This is a genomic window from Paractinoplanes atraurantiacus (assembly GCF_900215205.1).
Lineage (GTDB): Bacteria > Actinomycetota > Actinomycetes > Mycobacteriales > Micromonosporaceae > Actinoplanes > Actinoplanes atraurantiacus.
On record NZ_OBDY01000021.1, the window covers coordinates 152,112 to 173,255 of the forward strand.

20 protein-coding genes are annotated in these 21,144 nt (G+C 71.5%); 11 read left to right on the plus strand and 9 right to left on the minus strand.

The features are described 5' to 3' along the window. Positions 1 to 59: 59 nt before the first annotated feature. Positions 60 to 710, minus strand: coding sequence for a TetR/AcrR family transcriptional regulator (locus CRP55_RS35260; RefSeq protein ID WP_097326046.1), 651 nt, complete (start codon positions 708 to 710; stop codon positions 60 to 62). A 78-nt stretch (positions 711 to 788) separates the two neighbouring features. Between CRP55_RS35260 and CRP55_RS35265 the strand changes: the two genes are divergently transcribed. Beyond that, entirely contained in the window at positions 789 to 1,952 is a 1,164-nt protein-coding gene (locus CRP55_RS35265) for an FAD-dependent monooxygenase (protein WP_097326048.1), read from the plus strand. Here CRP55_RS35265 and CRP55_RS35270 read toward each other — a convergent pair. Further along, on the minus strand, positions 1,900 to 2,556 hold the full coding sequence (locus CRP55_RS35270) for an HAD family hydrolase (RefSeq protein WP_097326049.1): 657 nt from the start codon (positions 2,554 to 2,556) through the stop codon (positions 1,900 to 1,902). The two genes, CRP55_RS35265 and CRP55_RS35270, sit on opposite strands and share 53 nt — an antisense overlap. Then, on the minus strand, positions 2,553 to 3,425 hold the full coding sequence (locus tag CRP55_RS35275) for an LLM class F420-dependent oxidoreductase (RefSeq protein ID WP_097326051.1): 873 nt from the start codon (positions 3,423 to 3,425) through the stop codon (positions 2,553 to 2,555). Before CRP55_RS35275 ends, CRP55_RS35270 begins: the two co-directional genes overlap by 4 nt. Before the next feature lie 236 nt (positions 3,426 to 3,661). Between CRP55_RS35275 and CRP55_RS35280 the strand changes: the two genes are divergently transcribed. Next, positions 3,662 to 5,473, plus strand: coding sequence for a glycosyltransferase (locus tag CRP55_RS35280; protein ID WP_179855460.1), 1,812 nt, complete (start codon positions 3,662 to 3,664; stop codon positions 5,471 to 5,473). Here the strand turns inward: CRP55_RS35280 and fgd are convergent. Then, positions 5,460 to 6,461, minus strand: coding sequence for a glucose-6-phosphate dehydrogenase (coenzyme-F420) (gene fgd, locus CRP55_RS35285; protein ID WP_097326053.1), 1,002 nt, complete (start codon positions 6,459 to 6,461; stop codon positions 5,460 to 5,462). The two genes, CRP55_RS35280 and fgd, sit on opposite strands and share 14 nt — an antisense overlap. 10 nt (positions 6,462 to 6,471) lie before the next feature. Next, entirely contained in the window at positions 6,472 to 8,310 is a 1,839-nt protein-coding gene (locus CRP55_RS35290; RefSeq protein ID WP_097326054.1) for a sigma-70 family RNA polymerase sigma factor, read from the minus strand. A 143-nt stretch (positions 8,311 to 8,453) separates the two neighbouring features. On the opposite strand from CRP55_RS35290, the gene CRP55_RS35295 reads away from it, so the two are divergent. From CRP55_RS35295 to CRP55_RS35310, 4 genes are all read left to right on the plus strand, one after another. Next, positions 8,454 to 8,846: an ATP-binding protein gene (locus CRP55_RS35295; protein ID WP_097326055.1), complete on the plus strand. Its 393-nt coding sequence runs from the start codon at positions 8,454 to 8,456 to the stop codon at positions 8,844 to 8,846. Positions 8,847 to 8,943: 97 nt separating this feature from the next. Then, positions 8,944 to 10,080 carry a PP2C family protein-serine/threonine phosphatase gene (locus tag CRP55_RS35300; protein ID WP_245923577.1) on the plus strand — a complete coding sequence of 379 codons (1,137 nt, stop codon included), beginning with the start codon at positions 8,944 to 8,946 and terminating at the stop codon, positions 10,078 to 10,080. Between the two features lie 88 nt (positions 10,081 to 10,168). After that, positions 10,169 to 10,636 (plus strand): MarR family winged helix-turn-helix transcriptional regulator, encoded by a 468-nt coding sequence (locus tag CRP55_RS35305; protein WP_097326057.1) that lies wholly within the window; start codon positions 10,169 to 10,171, stop codon positions 10,634 to 10,636. A gap of 14 nt (positions 10,637 to 10,650) precedes the next feature. Continuing rightward, a complete protein-coding gene (locus CRP55_RS35310; protein ID WP_097326059.1) occupies positions 10,651 to 11,565 on the plus strand; it encodes an LLM class flavin-dependent oxidoreductase in 915 nt (304 codons plus the stop codon). A 17-nt stretch (positions 11,566 to 11,582) separates the two neighbouring features. On the opposite strand, the gene CRP55_RS35315 is transcribed toward CRP55_RS35310, so the two are convergent. Then, entirely contained in the window at positions 11,583 to 11,933 is a 351-nt protein-coding gene (locus CRP55_RS35315) for a histone-like nucleoid-structuring protein Lsr2 (protein ID WP_097326060.1), read from the minus strand. 204 nt (positions 11,934 to 12,137) lie between these two features. Between CRP55_RS35315 and CRP55_RS35320 the strand changes: the two genes are divergently transcribed. Next, positions 12,138 to 12,569 (plus strand): hypothetical protein, encoded by a 432-nt coding sequence (locus CRP55_RS35320; protein WP_097326061.1) that lies wholly within the window; start codon positions 12,138 to 12,140, stop codon positions 12,567 to 12,569. Beyond that, the gene (locus CRP55_RS35325; RefSeq protein ID WP_097326113.1) at positions 12,569 to 13,828 is read left to right on the plus strand and encodes a D-alanyl-D-alanine carboxypeptidase family protein; all 1,260 of its coding nucleotides are present in this window, start codon (positions 12,569 to 12,571) and stop codon (positions 13,826 to 13,828) included. The genes CRP55_RS35320 and CRP55_RS35325 overlap by 1 nt, the downstream gene beginning before the upstream one ends. Here the strand turns inward: CRP55_RS35325 and CRP55_RS35330 are convergent. Continuing rightward, entirely contained in the window at positions 13,817 to 14,314 is a 498-nt protein-coding gene (locus CRP55_RS35330) for a DUF456 domain-containing protein (RefSeq protein ID WP_097326063.1), read from the minus strand. The genes CRP55_RS35325 and CRP55_RS35330 overlap by 12 nt on opposite strands. 151 nt (positions 14,315 to 14,465) lie before the next feature. On the opposite strand from CRP55_RS35330, the gene CRP55_RS35335 reads away from it, so the two are divergent. Further along, positions 14,466 to 15,389, plus strand: coding sequence for a sigma-70 family RNA polymerase sigma factor (locus tag CRP55_RS35335; protein WP_097326065.1), 924 nt, complete (start codon positions 14,466 to 14,468; stop codon positions 15,387 to 15,389). A gap of 34 nt (positions 15,390 to 15,423) precedes the next feature. Here CRP55_RS35335 and CRP55_RS35340 read toward each other — a convergent pair whose 3' ends face one another. Next, positions 15,424 to 17,748 carry a HelD family protein gene (locus tag CRP55_RS35340; RefSeq protein WP_097326066.1) on the minus strand — a complete coding sequence of 775 codons (2,325 nt, stop codon included), beginning with the start codon at positions 17,746 to 17,748 and terminating at the stop codon, positions 15,424 to 15,426. Between the two features lie 150 nt (positions 17,749 to 17,898). Between CRP55_RS35340 and CRP55_RS35345 the strand changes: the two genes are divergently transcribed. Then, a complete protein-coding gene (locus CRP55_RS35345; protein WP_097326068.1) occupies positions 17,899 to 18,414 on the plus strand; it encodes a hypothetical protein in 516 nt (171 codons plus the stop codon). A gap of 8 nt (positions 18,415 to 18,422) precedes the next feature. Here the strand turns inward: CRP55_RS35345 and CRP55_RS35350 are convergent, their stop codons facing one another. Continuing rightward, a complete protein-coding gene (locus CRP55_RS35350) occupies positions 18,423 to 19,262 on the minus strand; it encodes a sigma-70 family RNA polymerase sigma factor (protein WP_097326114.1) in 840 nt (279 codons plus the stop codon). Positions 19,263 to 19,537: 275 nt separating this feature from the next. Here CRP55_RS35350 and CRP55_RS35355 point away from each other — a divergent pair, with 275 nt between their 5' ends. Further along, positions 19,538 to 21,112 carry a DEAD/DEAH box helicase gene (locus CRP55_RS35355; RefSeq protein ID WP_097326070.1) on the plus strand — a complete coding sequence of 525 codons (1,575 nt, stop codon included), beginning with the start codon at positions 19,538 to 19,540 and terminating at the stop codon, positions 21,110 to 21,112. Positions 21,113 to 21,144 lie beyond the last annotated feature (32 nt).

Below are 21,144 nucleotides of genomic sequence, written 5' to 3' on the forward strand. Positions count from 1 at the left end.
GAAAGTCGCCATGGGCTACCCGAGATGAAGATCTTTCACACCTGGATGTGTCCTTCGCGTTACCGGCTTTGAACGAGCAGCTCCAATCCGTCTAGGATGCGGCCCAGCCCGAAGCCGAACGCCTGGTCCTGACCCCCGTGCGCGGCCGCTTCGGTGACCGCGGCGGTCAGCGCCGGAAATCGATCGGCGTACTCACGCAGGACCAGCCCGATCGTGGCGGTCAACTCACTCTCGGCGGTGCCGGCCTGTCCGGCGATCATGCGGACATGACCGGCGACGGTCGCGACGGCGTCCATCCGCTCGGCCCCGGCGATCCCGGCCGGCAGCACCGCGAGCGCGCTCTCCATCCATCCGAGCTCGTTCGGCCCGATCGGGCGGCCGCCGACGGTCGCCTCCAGCGCCCACCGATGCGCCGAGTACCGGTCGAGCAGCGCCTCGGCCCAGAAGGTGATCGCGGCCCGCCATTCTCCCGTCAGCGGCGGCGGCTCGCCGATGGCGTGCTCCAGCATCACCGCCACCAGCTCCGTCTTGCCGGGCACGTAGCGGTACAGCGACATCTTGGTGAAGCCGAGCTCGGCCGCCACACGCTGCATGGACACGGCGGCGAGACCCTCGGCGTCGGCCACCGCGACGGCGGCGCCGGCGATCTGCTCCAGCGTCAGCGCCGGCTTCGGGCCGCGGGTCCGGGGGCGCTCCTCCCAGAAAAACATCTTGCTCTCCTCTCAAACAGTGTCTACCGTACACAGAAATAACCGAGTCCATCGGACACAGTTGTACGGGGAGACATCATGAAGGTTCTGATCTCGGGCGCGAGCATCGCCGGACCGGCCCTGGCCTATTGGCTGGGCCGCTTCGGCATCGAGCCCACCATCGTCGAGATCGCGCCGGAGCTGCGCACCGGCGGCAACGCGGTCGACTTCCGCGGCCCGCTGCACATGGGGCTGCTGGAGCGGATGGGCGTGCTCGACGACCTGCGCGCGGTGCAGACCGGCGGCACGGCGATGCGCTTCGTCGACGCGAACGGCGCCAGGCTGATGGAGTGGCCGGCCGGGCTGGCCGGAGGCGACCTCGAGGTGCGCCGGGGCGACCTGGCCCGTGTTCTCGTCGCGGCCGGCGCCGAGCACACCGACTATCTGTTCGGCGACAGCATCGCCGCGCTCGACGAGCACGAGGGCGGCGTCGACGTCACCTTCACGAGCGGGAAGCAGCGCACCTTCGACCTCGTGGTCGGCGCCGACGGCGTGCACTCGCGGGTGCGGCGGCTGACCTTCGGGCCCGAGGAGCGCTTCGTCAAGCACCTCGGCTACTACGTGGCGACCTGGAGCACGCCGACGATCGAGGACGACTTCGTCCTCTACAACGAGCCGGGCCGGATGATCAGCACGGGCCGGGACGGCGCCTTCGCCGCGTTCGCCTCCGACAAGATCGAGTACGACCGGCACGACCCCGGCGCCGCCAAGGAGATCTTGCGCGACCGCTACGCCGGCATGGGCTGGCACGCGCCCGAGCTGCTGGCCGCGATCGGCGACGACCTCTACTTCGACCAGATCTGCCGGGTCGACGCACCCGAGTGGACCCGCGGCCGGGTCGCGCTGGTCGGCGACGCGGCCAACGGGGCCACGATCGGCGGCCAGGGCAACGGGACGGCGCTGGTCTGCGCGTACGTGCTCGCGGCCGAGCTGGCGGCGGCGGGCGGCGACCACCGGGTGGCCTTCCCGGCGTACGAGAAGAGGATCGGCCGGTTCGCGCGCGGCACCCAGAAGGGCGGCGACACGACCGGCCGGTTCCTCGCCCCCAAGACGCAGCGGGGCATCAACCTGCGGAACTACCTGAACAACCGCAAGTGGTTCCTCGACCTGACCTTCAAGATCGCGGCCGACCGGGCCACGAACCTGGAGCTCACCGCAGAGCCGCGACCGCTTCGGCCGTCAGGTCCGGCAGCCGGTCGATGACCAGCGCGGCGCCGGCGAGCGCGTCCGCCGCCGGCGGGTAGACGCCGTGCGGGACGGCGATCACGGCCATCCCGGCGGCGGCCGCCGAGCGCAGCCCGTTGCTGGAGTCCTCGATGGCCGCACAGTCTTCGGGTGTGACGCCGAGCTTGTCGCAAACGGCCAGATAGACGTCCGGCGCCGGCTTACCCCGCGGCACCTCCTCGGTCGACATGGTCACCTTGAAGGCGTCGGTCAGGCCGGCCGTCGCCAGCACCTGGTCGATCAGCACGCGGGCCGACGAGCTGGCCAGCCCGAGCGTGAAGCGCTCCCCCAGCCGCTTCACCGTTTCCACTGCGCCCGGAATAAGCGGCAAATCTGATTTGTACCGGAGTGCCATCTGACCGAGCACATCGTCGGCGACCTGAGCGGGCGTACGGGGAACGCCTACCTCCTCGGCGAGGTGGGTGGACCACTCCCCCGTACTCATGCCCATCATGCGATCTTGAGAATCGGGAAGGAAGGACTTGCCGTACGACGCGACGTACGACCGCCGAACGTCCTCCCACACCTGTTCGGTGTCGATGATGACGCCGTCGAGATCGAAGATCACCGCTGAGATGGTCACAGGGCCTCCGCCGCCGGCACGATCTCCTTGGCGAAGATCTCGAACTGCTTGGTGTCCCACACGTTGCGCAGACCGCCGTGCCCGACCTGGAAGCCCATGCCGGCCAGCCGGGTCAGCGTCGCGATGATCTCGCCGGCCTTCTCGCCCTTCTCACCCAGGTCGAACGGCACCATCACCGTCTTCTGGATCTCGTCGTAGTCACGGCCCACGTCCTCGCAGTGCTGCTTGAGCACGTCGAGCTTGTGCTGGAGCTGCGGCCCGGGGAAGAGGTTGCAGGCGTCCGCATACTGCGCCACCAGCCGCAACGTCTTCTTCTCACCGCCGCCACCGATCAGGATCGGCGGGCGGGGCCGGCTCAGCGGCCGCGGCGAGTTCAGCAGCCGGCCCAGCCGGTAGTGGGTGCCCTCGAACGGCGTCTCGTCGCCGTCGAACATCTGCCGGCAGATCCTCAGCGCCTCCTCGAGCCGCTCGAACCGTTCCTTGGTCGGCGGGAACGGCAGGCCGAGCCCGATCGACTCCTCCTCGTTCCAGGCGGCGCCGATGCCGAGAATCGCGCGGCCGCCGGAAAGCACATCGAGCGTGGTCACCGCCTTGGCCAGCAGGCCCGGCTCGCGGTAGACGACGCCGGTCACCAAGGTCAGCAGTTTGGCTCGCTTGGTGTGCGCGGCCAGGAAGCCCAGCGCGGTGTAGGCCTCGAGCATGTCCCACTCGGGCGGGCCGATCGGGCCGATCTGCCACAGGTGGTCCATGACGCTGATCCGCTCGAAGCCGGCCTCGTCGGCGGCCGAGGCGACGTCGCCGAGCACCGCTCCCAGTCGGGGCGCCCCCTCAGGCCAGGTGAAGTTCGAGATGTGCAGGCCAAGTTTCACAGCGGGTCCCTTCGCAAGCGACGCTCCGACAAAACCTAATCATGCTTTTGTACGCAGGGTGTCCGCTCAACGGCCGGTTCGAGCCACGGGAACGATCTTCCTCGGCCGAACCGACGAGTTGCCGAACGGTTGCCGGCCGGTAGCTTCGAAGATCAGGAACAAGCTTGAGGAGCACCGCCATGCTTCCTTCGCCGCTTCCCCCAGCGACGAAACGCGCCCGACCATCATCACCCTCCGTGAGCGTCGTCCTTCCCGTCCGGGACCCCGCCGGCCTGCCGCTGATGCTGCGCGGCCTGCCGCCGGTCGACGAGGTCGTGGTGGTGGCCGAGACAGGCTCGGCGTCCGCCGTAGCGGCGCGGAACCTGCGGCCCGGCGCCGTCGTGGTGTCTCCTACCCGTCCCGGCCCCGGTAATGCGCTCGCGTGCGGGATCGCCGCATCCCGCGGCGACGTGGTGGTCACCCTCAACGGCGACGGCTCGACCGACCCGGCCGAGATCCCACGCTTCGTCGAGGCCCTGGTGGCCGGGGCCGACGTGGCGCTCGGCTCCCGCTACGCGGCGGGCGGCCGCGACCTGACCGGCGGCCGTTTCCGCCGCTGGGCCGACCTGATCCTGATCTGGTGCCTGAACGTGCTGCTGGGCACCCACCGCACCGACCCCGGCTTCGGCTACACCGCGTTCTGGCGGGACGCGATGGACCACCTGAACCTCCCCGACCCGTCCCTCCGCTCCGGCGCCACCTGGGGCGAGGGCCCCGAGATAGCCCCGCTGCTGGCGATCCGCCCCGCCGCCGTCGGCCTCGAGGTCACCGAGATCCCGAGCGTCGCCTTCCCCCCGATCCGCCGCACCCAGCGAGCCGACCGCCCCCATCTTCACCATTGGCTGCGCACAGCCCTACGCGAGCGCCGCGCCGTCCACCACCCACAAACCCCGTTCTCGACCGTCGCCCCTTCACCAACCGCGCCCTTCCCCACAGGCGCGCCCCGCTCCACAGGCGCGACTCTTTCCCCAGGCGCGACCCCTTCAGGCGCGACCCCTTCCGCAGGCGCGGCCTCTTTCCCAGGCGCGACCTCTTTCCCAGGCGCGACCTCTTCCACAGGTGCGGCCCCTTCTGCAGGCGGGACCCCTTCTGCATGGGCGGCCCGTTCCTCCGGTGCATCGCCTTCCTCAAGCGCCACCCATCCCCTACGCAGCGCTCATTCCCCAGGCACCACCCGTCCCACCGACCCTTCCCCGGGAACCACCCCTTCCCCAGGCGCAGCCCCTTTCCCCACCGCGGCCCCGGCGATTCCTCCGGTCCAGTACGGCGCGGGATTCCGCCTGGAACAGGACGGCCCGGGCTATCGGATCACCCCCGAGCCTCGCTCTGCCGACCGCTCACCCCGCCGGACAAATCGGGAAAATCCGGAACGCGGAAGAGGTTGGGCGCGCGGAGAGCGCTCGAAAAGGCGAGACCGAGAAGCCTGGGCCGGCGGCAACAGCTCGACGGGCCGCGAAGGCCCGGCGGGCCGCGAAGGCTCGGCGGGCCGCGAAGGCTCGGCGGGCCGCGAAGGCCCGATGCGCCCCAAGGGCTCGACGGGACCCGAAGGCTCGATGGGCCGGGGCGGCTTCCTGAGCCCCGAAGGCTTGGCGGGCCGCGATGGCTTGATGGGCCGCGACGGGGCGGCCGGGGGGCGGGAGCGGGCGACCGCTGAGGTCTGGCGGCAGGCCGATCGGCGGGGATCTGGGGAGCCGATCTGGAGTCCGTCGCCCAGGACCTCGCCGCCCTCGCGGGATCTGTGGCGGGACCGGCGCGGTCACAATCACCCCATCTCGCCCTATCCGGCCTCGCATCCTGAGCCGCTGCTCGGGCCGGACGTTCAGCCTCGCAGCGCCGAGGATGCCTGGCTTCCCCTGCCTCGGGCGCCCAAGCAGCCCGGTGAGGTGGGTGCTCGGCGGCGGCGGATCGCCGGCCGCCAGTCGCAGCCCGACCTGCGCGTCATCAACGGCGAAGGTGCGGGTTCGGCCGGCGGCCGCCGGGGCCGGCTGCGGTCGGTCAAGAAGCCTTAGCGCGCAGCTGCGGGAGGATCTTCTCGCTGTAGAGGCGCAGGAAACGCTCCTGGTCGGGGCCGGGGGCGTGGAAGACCAGGTGCTTGAAGCCCATGTCGAGATATTCGGTGATCTTCTCGACGTGCTCGTCGTGGTCGGACGAGACGATCCAGCGTGACGCCGTGCGCTCGACCGGCAGCTCGTCGGAGAGGCGCTGCATCTCGATCGGGTCCTCGACGCCGGTCTTCTCGTCCGGTGTCAGCGCCAGCGCGCCCCAGTGCCGGGTGTCCTGGCGGGCCTTCTCGTGGTCGTCGTCGAACGAGACCTTCACCTCGATCAGCAGGTCCAGGTCGTCGATTTTGCGGCCGGCCTTTTCGGCGCCCTCGCGGACCGCCGGCAGCAGCGTGTCGGTGTAGAGCTCCCGGCCCTTGCCGCTGGTGGTGATGAAGCCGTCGGCGATGCGGCCGGCGAGCCGGGTCGCGGACGGGCCGGAGGCGCCGATGTAGATCGGCACCGGGATCTCCGGCTTGTCGTAGATCGTGGCGTTCTCGGTCTGGTAGAACTGCCCGTCGAACGTCACCCGGTCCTCGCGCCACAGCTTCTGGATGAGCTGCACGGCCTCCTTGAGGCGGGCGAAACGCTCCTTGCCGTCGGGCCACGGGATGCCCAGGGGCACCTCGTTGAGCGACTCGCCGGAGCCGACGCCGAGCACGACACGCTCCGGGGCCAGGCAGCCCAGCGTGGCGAAGGCCTGGGCCACCACGGCCGGGTGGTAGCGGAACGACGGCGTGAGCACGCTCGTGCCGATCAGGATCCGCTCGGTGCGGGCGGCGAGCGCGCCCAGCCACGGCAGCGCCGCCGGCGCGTGGCCGCCGTCGTGCCGCCACGGCTGGAGGTGGTCGCTGACGAAGACGGAGTCGAAGCCGAGCTCCTCGGCCAGGACGCTGTAGTTGAGGAGTTCCGACGGCGGGAACTGCTCCGCCGAAGCCTTGTACCCGAACCGAATCATGAATCTGAGACTAACCCGCGGCCTTGTACGCCTCTCCGGCCTCCGTGGGACTGTCGCCATCCTTGTAAAGGCCGAAGTCGACGCTGTCGCCGACGGCCGGCAATCCGAACCAGGCGTAGCGCTCGAGCCACGAACGGCTCTCCAGGCCCTTCGTCGTGCCCTTGATGAAGGTGACCAGCTGCGCCTGGGTCGGATATTTCGGCGTACCGGAGAAATTCATGAGGCCGAACTCGGTGACCCAGATCGGCTTGCCGTACCGCTTGTGCACCGCGTCGACGTACCCCAGGAACTGGTTGACCGCGGCCGCGCTGAAGTCGGAGCCGTACCAGTGCAGGGTGATGAAGTCGACGCGGTAGCCCTTGTCCTTCGCCCCGCTCATGAATCGGTCGAGCCAGCCGCCGGGGGTGTCACCGCCGTACGCCACCGAAGGGCTGCCCAGGCGCATGCCGGTCGCCTGGAGCTTGGGCCAGGCGGCCAGCGCGTCCTCGACGGTCATGTTGGCCTGCCCGCCCATGTCGGGCTCGTTGAAGCCGAGCAGGACATCGCCCTCCTTCTTGACCTCGGACAGGGTGGCATCGGTGACGTTGGCCTTGCCCCAGACCATCGGGACGAACTCGACGCCGGACGGGCCGGGCACGTCGTTGTTGTTCGGGCCCCAGTTGTAGTACCAGCCGGCGCCGACGTCGGCCAGGGCCGCCTTGGACCCGGTGAACTTCCAGACCCCGACGCCTTTCTTCCTGCTGTTCTTGGCCGGGATGACGATCGGGGCCGCGCTGGTCGGTTTCAGCGAGGGCGTCTTGGAGGGGGTGGGTGAGGGCTTGGCTGATGTACGGGTCGGGGTGGGCGCCGGGCGCGTCGTCGTGGGCGCCGGCGCGGGGGCGGCCACCGCGGCGGTGACGGCTTTCGGCGGGTCGGGCTGCTGGGTGACCACGACGGCGACGCCGCCGCCGACGACCGCCGTGGTGGCCAGGGCGGCGGTCAGCACCTTCTGCGAGAGACCGATACCGACCTTGGCAGCAGCGTGGGCGCCCACCCCGGCCTTGGCCGCGGCGGCGCCACCGGCACCGGCACCGGCCGTGAGGCCCTTGCCGAGCAGCGTGGCCGGCAGCGGGACGAGGGCCATGCCGGCCAGCAGCCGCTCGGCCGCCACGAGGCCGTTCCACGACGGCGAGCAGTAGCGGCAGTCGCGGGTGTGCCGGGCGATGCGCTTGCGCCAGAGCGCGCTCGGCCGCCCGTCCCACTCGGCGGTGACCGCCTGGAGGTCGGGGCAGGGCGGCGTGGCGGCGAGGGCCCGTACCACCACCCGGGCCGTCTCGAGCTGGCCTTTCATCCGCTGCACGCGGACCGCCGCGTGCTGGCGGGTCACGTCGGTGGCGGCGACGATCTCGTCGCGGGTCAGCTCGCCGGAGGCCTCGAGCCACCACAGCGAGAGCAGCTCACGGTTGTCCTCGTCGAGCCAGCGGGTCGCCTCGGCGGTCTCCCGGCGCTGGCCGGAGAGCTCGAGCCGAGTGATCGCCAGGTCGGTGAAGTCGGCGCCGGGGTCGCGCAGGTCTTCGTGCAGCAGCGCCTCGGGGGCGCCGCGGCGGGCCCGGAAGCGCTCGCGCACCTGCCGCACGGTGATCGCGACCAGCCAGGACCGGAACGCCTCGGGCTCGCGCAGGTCGCCGAGGTTGCGCAGGACCCGCAACATCACGTCCTGCACCACGTCGTCGACGTCGGCGTGACCCTCCAGGGCCCGCCCGACGATCGTGTAGACCAGCGGCAGGTAGCCGGCCACCAGGCGGTCGACCGCCACCGGGTCGCCGGCGCGTGCGGCGACAACGGTGGCGATGTCGGGTTGGTCCGCCATGATCCTGCCTTTCGTCGGGCGTCGGTACGGAAAGGGAGACGCCCGGGTCTTCCTGGGATAACACGTTTTCCGAGCCGGATCGGATGAGCCGAGTTCGGGGCCGATGAGATTAACGTGCGGCCCGGCCGGGAAAACAGGACCACATGCGTATGACAGTCCGGTTGGCCCTTCCTCGTGAGGCGGGCAGCGTTCCCGCCGTACGCCGGCTGCTGCGCTCCGCTCTCGACGTCCTGCACGTGAACCGGCGTGACTCCGACGACCTGGAGATCGCGATCACCGAGGCGTGTTCGAACGTGGTGCGGCACGCCAGCGGCACGGACACCTTCGAGGTCTGTCTCGATGTGGCCGACGACCGGTGCTCGATCGACGTGAGCGACGACGGCCCGGGGTTCGATCCCGACGCGCCGGGTGTGCCGTCCTCGTCGAGTGAGCACGGGCGTGGCCTGATGCTGATCAAGGCCCTGGGGGAGAACGTGCGGATGCACTCGGTACCCCGCCGCGGCAGCCTCATTCATTTCGAGAAGTCGTTCGCCTGACCTCTTGTCACACGGCCGCGGGCAAGCACCTATGATGCTTGCTCTGCGGCAACTATTGCCATGGGCTCCCACGCACACTGACAGGAAGGACGATCGCGTGACCACCCGCCCGGCACATGTCGGCTCGCTTCTGCGTGCGGCCCCACCCGATCGCCTGCCCGAGGTGGCGGCCGAGCATCTGCGCACGACTCTCCCCGCGGTGACGGGGATGGAGATCTTCCTCAGCGACCTGACCATGACCTCGCTCTGGCCGGTCATCGACCCCGAGGGCGCCCCGGGCGGGCGACTCGAGCAGCGCGTGTTCGGCAGTCAGCTGCCGCTGGCCGACGCCGCCTCCGGCCAGGTGCTGCTGCCGCTGACGGTGTGGGGCGACCGGCTCGGCGTGCTGCGGGTCGAGCTCGACCAGCCGGCCGCGCCCGACCTGGTCGAGCACCTGACCGGCCCGGCCGACGAGCTGGCCGTCGCGCTGCGCGCCGCCGAGAAGGACACCGACCGGTATCACCAGGTCTCCCGCCGGCAGCGCCTCACCATGGCGGCCGAGCTTCAGTGGGCGCTGCTGCCCGGCCGCTCGCTCGGCGGCGAGCGGTTCAAACTGGCCGGCCAGCTCGAGCCGGCGTACGCGATGTACGGCGACCACTACGACTGGGCCCTCACCGGCGACCGGCTGACCCTGACCGTGCTCAACGGCCACGGCGACGGCATCGAGGCGGCCCTGCTCACCACCATCGCGGTCAACGCGATGCGCAACGCCCGCCGTTCCGGCGCCAACATCGTCGAGCAGGCCGAGCTCGCCTCCGACGCCGTCTACTCCCGCTACGGCGGCGCCTCGCACGTGTCCACCCTGCTGCTGGAGATCGACCTGACCGACGGCGCGGTCGAGGCGGTCGACGCCGGCTCCCCGCGGGCCCTCATCGCGCACGAGGGCGACATCCGCACGGTCCACCTCGAGCAGCAACTGCCGCTCGGCATGTTCGGCGACGGCCGGTACGAGACCCAGAAGTTCCAGCTCGAACCGGGCGACCGCCTGCTCGTGGTGAGTGACGGTGTGCACGCCGCCACCCCCGCCGGCCGCCCCGAGTACGGCACTTCCGCCCTGTTGAGCGCATTACGCCGGACGCGATTGCAGCCACCGGCCGAGGCAGTGGGTACCGTCATGAGAGCGTTGCGCGATTACCATGCCGACGTCGAACCGGAGGACGACGCGGTGATCGTCTGCCTGGACTGGCTGCGATAGCTGCCAGGAAACGGCATGATCCACCCGTTCACCGGGTAGAGGCCCGGGCGTACGGCCGAGCACGTCTGCAGAACGAGGAAGTTCCGACATGGACCGGCACACCGACGTTGCCGCGGCTGTCGAGTCGACGGCCGATTCGCTGGTGTCCGTCCTCGACGCGGCCCGGCTGGCGCAGACACCGGCGGTGCCGCCGGCACAGCTGCGGGTGCTCATGATCGTCTCCGCCAACCGGCAGACCAACATGAGCCGGCTCGCCGAGACCCTCGAGGTGGTGCCCTCCTCGGCCAGCCGCCTGTGCGACCGGCTCGAGGCGACCGGGCTGCTGCGCCGGGTGCCCGACCCGCGTGACCGCCGCGAGGTGCGGCTGATGCTCACCCCGGCCGCCCGCCGGCTCCTCGACCAGCTGCGGGAGAGCCGGCGCAAGGCGCTGGGCGAGGTGCTCGGCCGGATGGACGCCGCCGCCCAGCAGGAGCTGGTGCGGGCCCTGGAGGCTTTCGCCGAGGCGGCGCACCGCGACGCCGGCCAGGGAGCCGGTCAGGACCGCCGCACGGCGTGAGATAGCGTCGTCCGATGCGCATCGGCATCGTCATCCTCCCCGACCAGCGCTGGTCCGTCGCCGGGCGGCGCTGGCAGCGCGCCGAGGAGTACGGCTTCGACCACGCCTGGACCTACGACCACCTCGGGTGGCGCGACCTCGTCGACGGCCCGTGGTTCGACGCCGTGCCGACGCTGACCGCCGCGGCCATGGTGACCCGGCGGATCCGTCTCGGCACCTGGGTCGCCTCGCCCAACTTCCGGCACCCGGTGCACTTCGCCCGCGAGGTCACCGCGATCGACGACATCTCGCAGGGCCGGCTGATGCTCGGGCTGGGCGCGGGCGGCGTCGGCTTCGACGCCGAGGTCATCGGTACGCCCGAGCTCACCCCCGGGCAGCGCGTCGACCGCTTCGCCGAGTTCCTCGATCTGCTCGACCGCGTGCTCGGCGACGAGCCGGTCGATTATCGGGGCGATTACTACACAGCCGTGAACGCCCGCGGCAATCCCGGCCCGGTGCAGCGGCCGCGGCCGCCTTTCGTCGTGGCGGCCGGCGGCAAGCGGGCGCTGCGGCTCGCGGCCCGGCACGGCGACGGCTGGGCCACCACCGGCGTGGCCGGGGTGGCCGGCGGCGCCAACTTCAGCGTGCCCGAGAGCGCCGAGAAGTGGTGGGAGTCGGTGGCCCGGCTCTCCTCAGCTTTCGACGAGGCGCTCGACGAGGCCGGCCGCGCCCGCGACGCGATCCCGCGCTATCTGAACCTCGACTCGTCGCCGGTCTATTCGATGAGCAGCGTGGAGGCCTTCACCGACGCGGTGGGCCGCGCGGGCGACCTCGGCTTCACCGACGTCATCACCCATTGGCCGCGCGAGCGGAGTTGGTACGCCGGCGACGAAAAGGTGCTGGAATCGGTCGCTTCCCGGCTGCCGAGGCTCCGCGCGGGCGGAGCCTAATCAGCGGGTGGGCCTAATCAGCGGCCGTTGGCGGCGCGGTAGGCGTCGGTGACACCCTGCGGAATGCGGCCGCGCTCGGAAATCTGGTGTCCGTTGGCGACGGCCCACTCGCGGATCAGCCGGTTTTCGTCGCGGGAGCTGGCGGTGCGGCCGCCGGGGCCGCGACGAGCCGGGATGCGCCCGGTCGAGGCACGGCCGAGCCGGGTGCCCGCGCTGATGTACGGGTCGAGAGCCTTGCGGAGCTTACCCGCATTGGCCTCGGAAAGGTCGATCGTGTAGTTAATACCGTCCAGACTGAACTCGACCGTGCGATCGGCCTTCTTTCCGTCCAGATCGTCGATCAGAGTGGTGATTACTTGCCGCGCCATGACGACTCCCGAGTAGTAATCCGACCAACCGCGGTGCAAGTGTTGCTCGCCGCGGGTTCCCGCGCAACTGTTTCTCTCGAATAATTCGCCATTCTTTTGACGCGGACACCGGGCCGGTATTCAAATGGCGGCCCGTCATTACCGGTAATCGGCGGCGGATAGCTCGGTTGGCCCCGCGGCGGCGCATCACTTAGGGTCACTGGCATGAGCGAGCGCGACGACGACTGGCGGGAAAAGCGCCGGCAGGCCGTCGCCGGTCATGCGGCCGCGATCCAGGAGAGCCGGGCGGCCGAGGCCCGGGAGGCGGCGGCGCTGCTGGCCGACTTCGTGCGGCGTGCCGCCGAGCGTGATATTCATCCACAAACGTTGATGGCTCGAACCTTCGACGGACGATCCACGTACCGAACTCATGTGCGCGGGTGGTACCTGAAATCGAATCGTTCCGTCGCCGTCGGCGAGGACGGTGAGTACTACGTGCTCACCGTGCCGGCGTCGTGGCGGGCCCGGTTCGCCGGGGCCGACCTGTCGCCGAGCGTCCCCCGCCTGATCGTCGGCGCCGGTGGCGGCGACGGCGAGACGCTGCCCCTCGCCCAGTTGCTCACGAAGCGACTCGAAGCTGGAGTTTCCTGGCCTTGATCCGCTCCATCCTGGCGTCCCTCTCGGCCGTCGCCCTGCTCATCCCGGTCGCGGCGTCCCCCGCTGAAGCCGCTCAAGCCGCCGCAGCCGCCGCGCCGGCCATCCCCTGCCCCAAGCCGAAGGTGGCGCCGCCGGCCGGTGTGCCGGCCCGGCCCGTGCCGCCGGCCGACGACCCGGTCGGCTTCGCGATCGGCGGCGACGCCCTCGCCACCCACGGCCTGGTGATCCCGGCCGGCGTGAAGCAGCCGCCGGCGGTCACCGCGACCACCTGGATGGTGGCCGACCTCGACACCGGCGAGGTACTCGGCGGCTGCGGCCCGCACGTCTACCAGACCCCGGCCAGCGTGCAGAAGACCCTGCTGGCGGCCACCGCGATCGGCAAGCTCGACCCGAAGAAGCAGATCACCGTCACCGCCGACGACCTGAAGATCGAGCCGGGCAGCTCGGCCGTCGGCCTCGTGGTCGGCGGCAAGTACACGATCTCCACGCTCTGGCTGGGCCTGCTGCTCAACTCGGGCAACGACGCGGCCAACGCGCTGGCCCGGCTGGCCGGTGGCGGCGGCAAGGACGGCGTGGCCAAGACGGTGGCCGCCATGAACGACACCGCCCGGCGCCTCGGCGCTTTCCAGACCCACGCCGTGACGCCGTCGGGTCTCGACGGCAAAGGGCAGTTCACCAGCGCGTACGACCTGGCTCTGATCGCCCGCGTGTGTTTCGCCAACGCCGACTTCCGCAAGTACGCGCTGACGAAGGTCGCCCAGATGCCGGCGCAGCCGGCGCTGAAGAAGGGCGGCTTCCAGTTCCAGAACGAGAACAAGCTGATCTACAAGTACCCGGGCGCGCTCGGCGGCAAGACCGGCTTCACCCAGCTCGCCCGGCACAGCTACGTGGGCGCGGCCCAGCGCAACGGCCGGCGCCTCGTGGTGACCCTGCTCGGCGCCGAGGCGCGGCCGCAGCGCGGCTACGACCAGGGCGCCGCGCTGCTCGACTGGGGTTTCTCGCTCCCGGACGATGCCTCGGTCGGCAAGCTGGTCACCCCGGAGGAGACGGCCGCGAAGAGCGCCGCCCCGTCGCCGATCCCCGAGCCGGCCACCACCGGCAACCAGGCCGCCGCGGCCGCCGACACCCGCCCGACCTCACCGCAGCTTCTCTCGGTCGCGGCCGCCGCCTCGGTGGCGCTCCTGCTGGCGGCCACTCCCCTACTGCTCTTGCTCACCCAGCGCAGACGTACAAGAAAACCTCGGAAGTCACGTCAGTAGCAGGCCGAAGACCCAGATGACGCCGACGGCCAGGGCGGTCGTGAACTCGATCAGCATGGCCATGCCGGCGGCGGCCAGGGCGTGCTTGGTCGACGGCCAGGCGCGCTCGTGGCCGAGGCGCTGGAGCTCGACCAGATAGACGCCGAGCACGAAGCCGATCACGATGCCGATCACCGGGATCACGAAGAAGCCGATCACCCCGAGAACGCCGCCGGCGAACAGCGCCGTATTGGGCACGCCCACGCTCTTGAGCCGCTTTCCCGGCACCAGATATTTGACCGCCGCCCCGCCCAGCGCCACCAGCGTCGCCACCGCCAGCACCACCCAGCGCCCGGCGCTGTCCGAGCCCAGCAGCGCCCAGAGCAGCACCCCGGCCCAGCTCAGCAGCAGCCCGGGCAGCACCGGGATCACCACGCCGACGATCCCCACCGCGATCGCCAGCCCCGAGATCAGCGTGATGACCCCATGGGAGTCGCTCAGATCCATGCCCCCACGGTGTCAGAAACCCTCAAGTGAGCGAGAGCAACCACGCTGCACCCCTTTACGACTGCACCGGGAACCGGCCGAGGCCGAACTTCCCCATGTACGCCGGAGAGCCCGACGGAACGGGCCGCCGACAAACATGGGGGAAACGCACATGACCAGCATCGCGAACGCTGCCGACATCAACGCCGACAACGCCTCCGCCACGGTGCTGTCCGCCGCCGAGCAGGAGGAGTACATCCGCGCCCACATGCCGCTGGTCGGCCACCTGGTGCGCGACATGCTCAGCCGCATCCCCAACCACATCCACCGCGACGACCTGACCAGCGCCGGCCTGCACGCCCTGGTCACCGCCGCCCGCGGCTGGGACCCGCAGCGCGGCATCCCGTTCCACCGCTTCGCCAGCACCCGCATCCGCGGCGCCATCCTCGACGAGCTGCGCTCGCTCGACTGGGCGACCCGCTCGGTGCGGACCAAGGCCCGCGCCACCGACACCACCCGCCAGGCGCTGACCACCGCCCTGGGCCGCACGCCGACCACCGACGAGCTGGCCCAGGCGCTCGGCACCACCGCCACCGAGCTCAAGCAGACCGACACCGACGTGCAGCGGGCCACCGTCCTGTCGCTGCAGGGCTTCACCACCAGCTCGGCCGACGACCTGGTCACCGAGAAGAACCCGGGCCCGGAGGACATGCTGCTGCGCCGCGAGCAGATCGGCTACCTGCACCACGCGATCGGCTCGCTGCCGGAGCGCCTGCAGGTCGTCATCACCGAGTACTTCCTGCACGAGCGCCCGATGGCCGACATCGCGGCCGACCTGGGCGTGACCGAGTCGCGGGTGTCGCAGCTGCGCGCCGAGGCGCTGTCGCTGCTCAAGGACGGCCTCAACACCCACCTCGACCCGGAGCTGGCCCCGGTGCCGGACAACCCGGAGAGCATCACCGCGCGCCGCCGCGCCACCTACTACGCCAACATCGCGGGCAGCACGTCGGTGCGCTCCCGCCTGGAGCTGACCAACGCGCACGGCCACACCAAGTACGGCAACGGCCTTCTGCGTACGCCCGCCACCGCCGCCTGACGTGAAAAGGGGCCCCCTCGGGGGCCCCTTTTTCTCATGCCAGCGAGCTGAGCACCTTCGGCAGGTCGGCCGTGTGCAGCACGCCCAGGCGGCGGGTGGCCCGGGTGACCGCCACGTAGAGATCCGACAGGCCGCGCGGGCTCTCCGCGATGATCTCGTCGGGCTCGACCACCACCACCGCGTCGAACTCCAGGCCCTTGGCCTGCCGCACGGTCATCAGCGCGACCTGGTTGAGCAGGTCGGGCTGCTCGCCGACGGCCGCGCCGGGCACGGCCTCGACCAGGGCCCGGCCCAGATCGGCCTCGCGGCCCTCCGGCACGAGAACGCCGACTCGGCCCTCTCCGGCTTCGGCGGCCTCCACCCGTACAGCCGCAATCACCTCAGCCGCCAGCGCGACCGCCGGCACCCGCAGTGACCACGGCGCGACGCCGGCCGACCGCACCGAGCGGGGCGGCTCCAGCGCCGGGTCGACCGCCGCCAGGACGTCGGCCGCCACCGCCATCACCTCCGACGGCGTGCGGTAGTTCACCGTCAGCTCGACCAGGTTCCAGCGCTGGCCCACGTACGGCTCGAAGACCTGCTCCCACGTCGTCGTGCCGGCCAGCTCGGAGGTCTGCGCGACGTCGCCGACCACCGTCATCGACCGGCTCGGGCAGCGGCGCATCAGCAGCCGCCACGCCATCGGCGACAGCTCCTGGGCCTCGTCGACGATCACGTGACCGAAGACCCACGTGCGGTCGGCCGCGGCCCGCTCGGCGGCGGTACGCGTGTCGAGCACCTCGTGCCGCTCGACGAACGCGCCCGCCTCGACCACGTCCAGCGCGGAGAGGATCTCCTCTTCCTGGTCCTCGAAGTCGAGCGAGCGGGAACCGGCCAGGATCTCGAGCACACCCTCGGCGTAGTCGACGGCCTCGCGCCGCTGCCGGGCCGCCTCGCGGGCCCGCAGCGTGTCGTCCACGCCGAGCAGCTCGGCCAGCTCGTCGAGCAGCGGCACGTCGGCCGGGGTCCACTTGGCGTCGCGGTCGCGCAGCAGCAGCGCCCGCTCCCCGGCGGTGAGCGCGGCGCCGGCCGACTCCAGCCGGTCGGCGTCCGACAGCAGGTCGCGCAGCACCTGGCGCGGGGTCAGCACCGGCCAGAAGTCGAACAGCGCCCGCTGCACGTCGACGTCCTCGCGCAGCTCACGCCGGGTCTCGGCCAGATCGGCCTCGGACAGCAGGTTCTCACCGCCGAGCGGGTCGGTGCCGATGCGCTCGGCGATCTGCAGCGACAGCGCGTGGATGGCCTCGGTCACGAACATGGCCCGGGCCACGTTGTGCGGGCGGCCGGAGCGGCGGGCCGCGGCCCGCGCGTCCTCGAGGACGGCCCGCTCGATGCGCAGCGGGTAGCCGTCGTGGTCGACCTCGGCGAAGGTCTCGGGCACGGTCTGCCGGTCGGCGACCGCCTGGGCCAGCACGTCGAGCATGACCAGGCGGCCCTTGACCGCGGCCGCGGCCGACGGCTCGACGGCGCGGGCGCGCACACCGGGGAACATGTCGCCCAGGGTGGCCAGCAGCACACCGGTCTCGGCGAGCGACGGCAGCACCTGCGAGATGTAGCGCAGGAAGGTCGGGTTGGGCCCGAGGATCAGCACACCCTGCTTGGTGAGCTGCTGCCGGTACGTGTAGAGCAGGTAGGCCGCGCGGTGCAGCGCGACCGCGGTCTTGCCGGTGCCCGGCCCGCCCTGCACGACCATGACGCCGGCCAGGCCGGCCCGGATGACCTCGTCCTGCTCGGCCTGGATGGTCTCGACGATGTCGCGCATCCGGCCGGTGCGGTTGGCGGTCAGGGCGGCCAGCAGGGCGGCCTCGCCGGTCACGTCCTCGCGGCCCCCGGCCGCGGCGCCGTCCTGCAGGTCGAGCACCTCGTCGTCGATGCCGGTCAGCACCCGGCCCTTGGTGCGCAGGTGCCGTCGTCGCGTCACGCCGTCCGGTGAGACCGCGGTGGCCAGGTAGAACGGGCGGGAGGCGGGCGCGCGCCAGTCGACCAGCAGCGGGTCGCGGTCGTGCTCCTCGGCCGAGAGGCCCAGGCGGCCGATGTAGAGCGGCGCCTCGCCGCCGGCGAAGTCGAGCCGGCCGAAGAGCAGGCCGTTCTCCACCGCGTTCATCTGGGCGAGCTGCTCGGCGTAGTGCGCGCGCTGGGCCTCACGCTGCGTGCGGCCCTGCGGCGTGCCGCCGGACTCCAGCAGGATGCCGCGGAGCCGGTCGTCGGCTTGAGCGCGCAGGCTGTCCAGCCGGCCGTAGAGGGTGGTGAGGTACGCCTGCTCGGAACGGAGGTCGTCCGATGCGGAGCTTGACAATGCCACTCCCCTTAGTGGTATCATTCCCGGGTCAGCGACCCTTTAAGGTCGCTTTTTTTGTGCCAGCAAACGGTCAGGATAGCGCAGGTTACGGTCGCCCCGGAAAGTGTCAGCTATCGGTCACTGTTCCCGGCGAGCCGTTACTGAGAACGGCCGATCTGGATTAACACGGTCATGAACCGCATCCACCCGTTCCGACGTCTCGGCGCGCTGACCCTCGTCGCCGCCACCTCCCTCACCCTCACCACCGCCTGCACCGGCGACGACGACGCCCCCGCCGGCAACGCCGCCCAGGCCGCGCAGGGCGGCCCCGAGGCCAAGACCATCGACGGCGCCCGCGCCGCCGCGCAGACCGTGTTCGACCGCTTCTCCGGCGGCGACTTCGCCGGCGCCTGGGAGATGTACACCGCCGCCGGCAAGCAGGCGATCAGCAAGGACGACTACGTCAAGCTGAACGTGGCCTGCTCCCGCAAGGGCCTGGCGATCCAGCTGACCAGCGCCCGGATGGAGGGCACGGACCGCGCGATCGTCATCGCCAAGCAGCTCGTGGCCGCCCAGTCGTACACGATGGTGTACGAGGGCGACGCCTGGAAGCTGGAGCCCGCCAAGGAGGGCCTGGCCCTCTACAAGCAGGGCGCGGCCAAGGCGATCGCCGCCCAGAAGAAGGCCGGCACCTGCGCCAACCAGTAACGCCTCGCCTAGGCCGCCACCGGTACCGGCAGTCCGTCCGGTCCGGTGACGGCCAGGCGGGTCTTCAGCGTCCCGCGGCTGGCGATCTGGTCGTAGTACGCCGTCCGCCGGCGGGCCACACAGCCCTCCTTCGACGGGGCGGCCAGGGCCGGGTCGAGGTGCGTGTTGAGCCCGTCCTTGAGCAGCAGCAGGGCCTCGGCCCGCAGCTGTGACACACGCGACTCGGTGACGCCCAGATCCTCGGCGATCCGGGCCATCGGCCGCTCCTCGAAGAAGTAGCCCTGCACCACCGCGCGCAGCCGGTCCGGCAGCGCCTCGATCGCGTGCCGCAGATAGCCCAGCCGCTCCCGCCGGATCAGCATCTCCTCCGGCCCGGCGCTCGGCTCGGTCACCATGTCGTCGGCGCCGGCCGTGGTGAAGCCCTGCAGGCTGAACACCACGGCCCGCTGCACGTCGTCGTCGGCCGACTCGATGTCCTCGACCGAGCAGCCCAGCCGGTCCGCCACCTCCTGTGCGGTGGGGTTGCGGCCCAGCTCGGCGGTGAGCTCCTGGCGGGCCGAGTCGGTGCGCCGGGCCCGCTGCCGCACCGAACGGCTGGCCCAGTCGAGGCCGCGCAGCTCGTCCAGCAGGGCGCCACGCACCCGGGCCGCGGCGAACCGGGCGAACGGCACACCGCGCGAGTCGTCGAAACCGCGGGCCGCGTGCACCAGCGCGGCGTACCCGGCGGACATCAGGTCGTCCCGGTTGACGTGGGCCGGAACCCTCGCGAGCATCTCGCGGACCAGGTGGCCGACGAGCGGCATGTGCTCCTGGACGATGTCGGCGCGACGGCGATCGTCTCCGCTCATCATGGGGGGTCTCCTCGCGTACCGGCCGGTGGGGGGAGTTCCGGCGCTGAGGAGAAAGGTGATCCTCGCTGAGTGCTGTTCGGGTCCCGTTCGGGTGCAGGCGGGTTGCATCTCCCCGAACGGGTACACTTGATCTCGCGGTCCGCACTGTCTTGCCTCGGGCCGTCACCGGACCGGTCTCAACGGTCCGACGGATCGGCCACCACGCGCCGCGACTGAGAACAAAGTCTGCGCCGGGCAGGACGACCCCTCGACCCATCTGGAGCAACCGCTACATGACCACCTTTTCCGAGTTCGGCGTGCCCGCCGTGCTGACCACGGCCCTCGCCGACCTCGGCATCACCACCCCTTTCCCGATCCAGGCGGCCACGCTGCCCGACTCGCTCGCCGGCCGTGACGTGCTCGGCCGGGGCCGCACCGGCTCCGGCAAGACGTACGCGTTCGTCCTGCCCGTCCTGGCCCGGCTGGCCTCCTCGAAGTCGCCGCGCCGCCCCGGCCGCCCGCGGGCGCTGATCCTGGCACCGACCCGCGAGCTGGCCACCCAGATCGAGGCGACCATGGCGCCGCTGGCGGCCAAGCTCGGTCTGCGCACCCTCACCGTCTTCGGCGGCGTCGGCGCCAACCCGCAGATCAAGGGCCTCAAGGCGGGTGTCGACGTGCTCGTGGCCTGCCCCGGCCGGCTCGACGACCACCTGCGCAACGGGCACGCGTCGCTCGACTCGATCGAGATCACCGTGCTCGACGAGGCCGACCACATGGCCGACCTGGGCTTCCTGCCGGTGGTCCGCCGCCTGATGGACCAGACGCCGCGCGAGGGCCAGCGGATGCTCTTCTCGGCCACCCTCGACAACGGCGTGGACGTGCTGGTCAAGCGCTTCCTGCACAAGCCGGTCACGCACTCGGTCGACTCGGCCACCGAGGCGCCGGTGCAGATGGACCACCACGTTCTTCACGTACGGGGTGACGACCGCTTCCCGGTCCTGGTGGACCTGCTGGCGGCCCCCGGCCGTACGGTCGTGTTCACCCGCACCAAGCGCCGGGCCAAGGTGCTGACCCGCCAGCTCAACCAGGCCGGCGTACCGGCGGTGGAGCTGCACGGCAACCTCGCCCAGAACGCCCGCAACCGCAACCTGGCCGCGTTCTCCGACGGCACGGCCGAGACCCTGGTGGCGACCGACATCGCGGCCCGCGGCATCCACGTCGACGACGTCGCCCTGGTGATCCACGCCGACCCGCCGGTCGAGCACAAGGCGTACCTGCACCGCTCGGGCCGCACGGCCCGGGCCGGGGCGCGGGGCACGGTCGTCACCCTGATGACCGACGACCAGCAGTCGGAGGTGCGCGACCTGACCCGCAAGGCCGGCGTCCGACCGACGACCAGCCGCACCCGCCCCGGCGACCCGCTGCTGTCCGAGCTGGCCCCGGGCGAGCGCGTGTTCGTCGCGCCCCGCCAGGCGGCGGTGGAGGCTCCGGCCTCGTCTTCCGCTTCCTCCGCTTCCTCCGCCGACGGCGACGCTCCGGCCGGTGCGGGCCGCAGCCGCCGGGGCCGCGGCCGCGGGCGGGGTGCCGGCCGTCCGGCCGAGTCGCGCCCGGAGCAGGTGGCCAGCACGACCCGCCACGGTGAGGGCCGCGCCCAGCGCCCCCGCACCGAGCAGGGCGCGGGCGGACGCCAATCGCAGGGTTCGGGTGGCGGCCGCGGCCGTCGCGGCGGCACCGGCTCCACGCCGGTGCACACCAGCCAGTCCCGCGGCTCCGGCTCGTCGTCGGGCCAGGCCCGCCCCGCCTCCGCGGGCGGCGCGGCCGCGTTCAGCGCGGGCACCCGCGTGGGCGGCCGCCGCTCAGGCCGCTAGTCCTGTTCGGCGCCGCGCCCCACACAAATAGC

Excerpts from the sequence above, each read along its gene's own strand:
- CRP55_RS35320 (WP_097326061.1), top strand. The coding sequence starts at position 12,138 with ATGAGCGAGCGCGACGACGACTGGCGGGAAAAGCGCCGGCAGGCCGTC.
- CRP55_RS35335 (WP_097326065.1), top strand. The coding sequence starts at position 14,466 with ATGACCAGCATCGCGAACGCTGCCGACATCAACGCCGACAACGCCTCC.
- CRP55_RS35350 (WP_097326114.1), bottom strand. The coding sequence starts at position 19,262 with ATGAGCGGAGACGATCGCCGTCGCGCCGACATCGTCCAGGAGCACATG.
- CRP55_RS35295 (WP_097326055.1), top strand. The coding sequence starts at position 8,454 with ATGCGTATGACAGTCCGGTTGGCCCTTCCTCGTGAGGCGGGCAGCGTT.
- CRP55_RS35345 (WP_097326068.1), top strand. The coding sequence starts at position 17,899 with ATGAACCGCATCCACCCGTTCCGACGTCTCGGCGCGCTGACCCTCGTC.
- CRP55_RS35260 (WP_097326046.1), bottom strand. The coding sequence starts at position 710 with ATGTTTTTCTGGGAGGAGCGCCCCCGGACCCGCGGCCCGAAGCCGGCG.
- CRP55_RS35265 (WP_097326048.1), top strand. The coding sequence starts at position 789 with ATGAAGGTTCTGATCTCGGGCGCGAGCATCGCCGGACCGGCCCTGGCC.
- CRP55_RS35355 (WP_097326070.1), top strand. The coding sequence starts at position 19,538 with ATGACCACCTTTTCCGAGTTCGGCGTGCCCGCCGTGCTGACCACGGCC.
- CRP55_RS35340 (WP_097326066.1), bottom strand. The coding sequence starts at position 17,748 with ATGATACCACTAAGGGGAGTGGCATTGTCAAGCTCCGCATCGGACGAC.
- fgd (WP_097326053.1), bottom strand. The coding sequence starts at position 6,461 with ATGATTCGGTTCGGGTACAAGGCTTCGGCGGAGCAGTTCCCGCCGTCG.
- CRP55_RS35305 (WP_097326057.1), top strand. The coding sequence starts at position 10,169 with ATGGACCGGCACACCGACGTTGCCGCGGCTGTCGAGTCGACGGCCGAT.
- CRP55_RS35310 (WP_097326059.1), top strand. The coding sequence starts at position 10,651 with ATGCGCATCGGCATCGTCATCCTCCCCGACCAGCGCTGGTCCGTCGCC.
- CRP55_RS35315 (WP_097326060.1), bottom strand. The coding sequence starts at position 11,933 with ATGGCGCGGCAAGTAATCACCACTCTGATCGACGATCTGGACGGAAAG.
- CRP55_RS35290 (WP_097326054.1), bottom strand. The coding sequence starts at position 8,310 with ATGGCGGACCAACCCGACATCGCCACCGTTGTCGCCGCACGCGCCGGC.
- CRP55_RS35330 (WP_097326063.1), bottom strand. The coding sequence starts at position 14,314 with ATGGATCTGAGCGACTCCCATGGGGTCATCACGCTGATCTCGGGGCTG.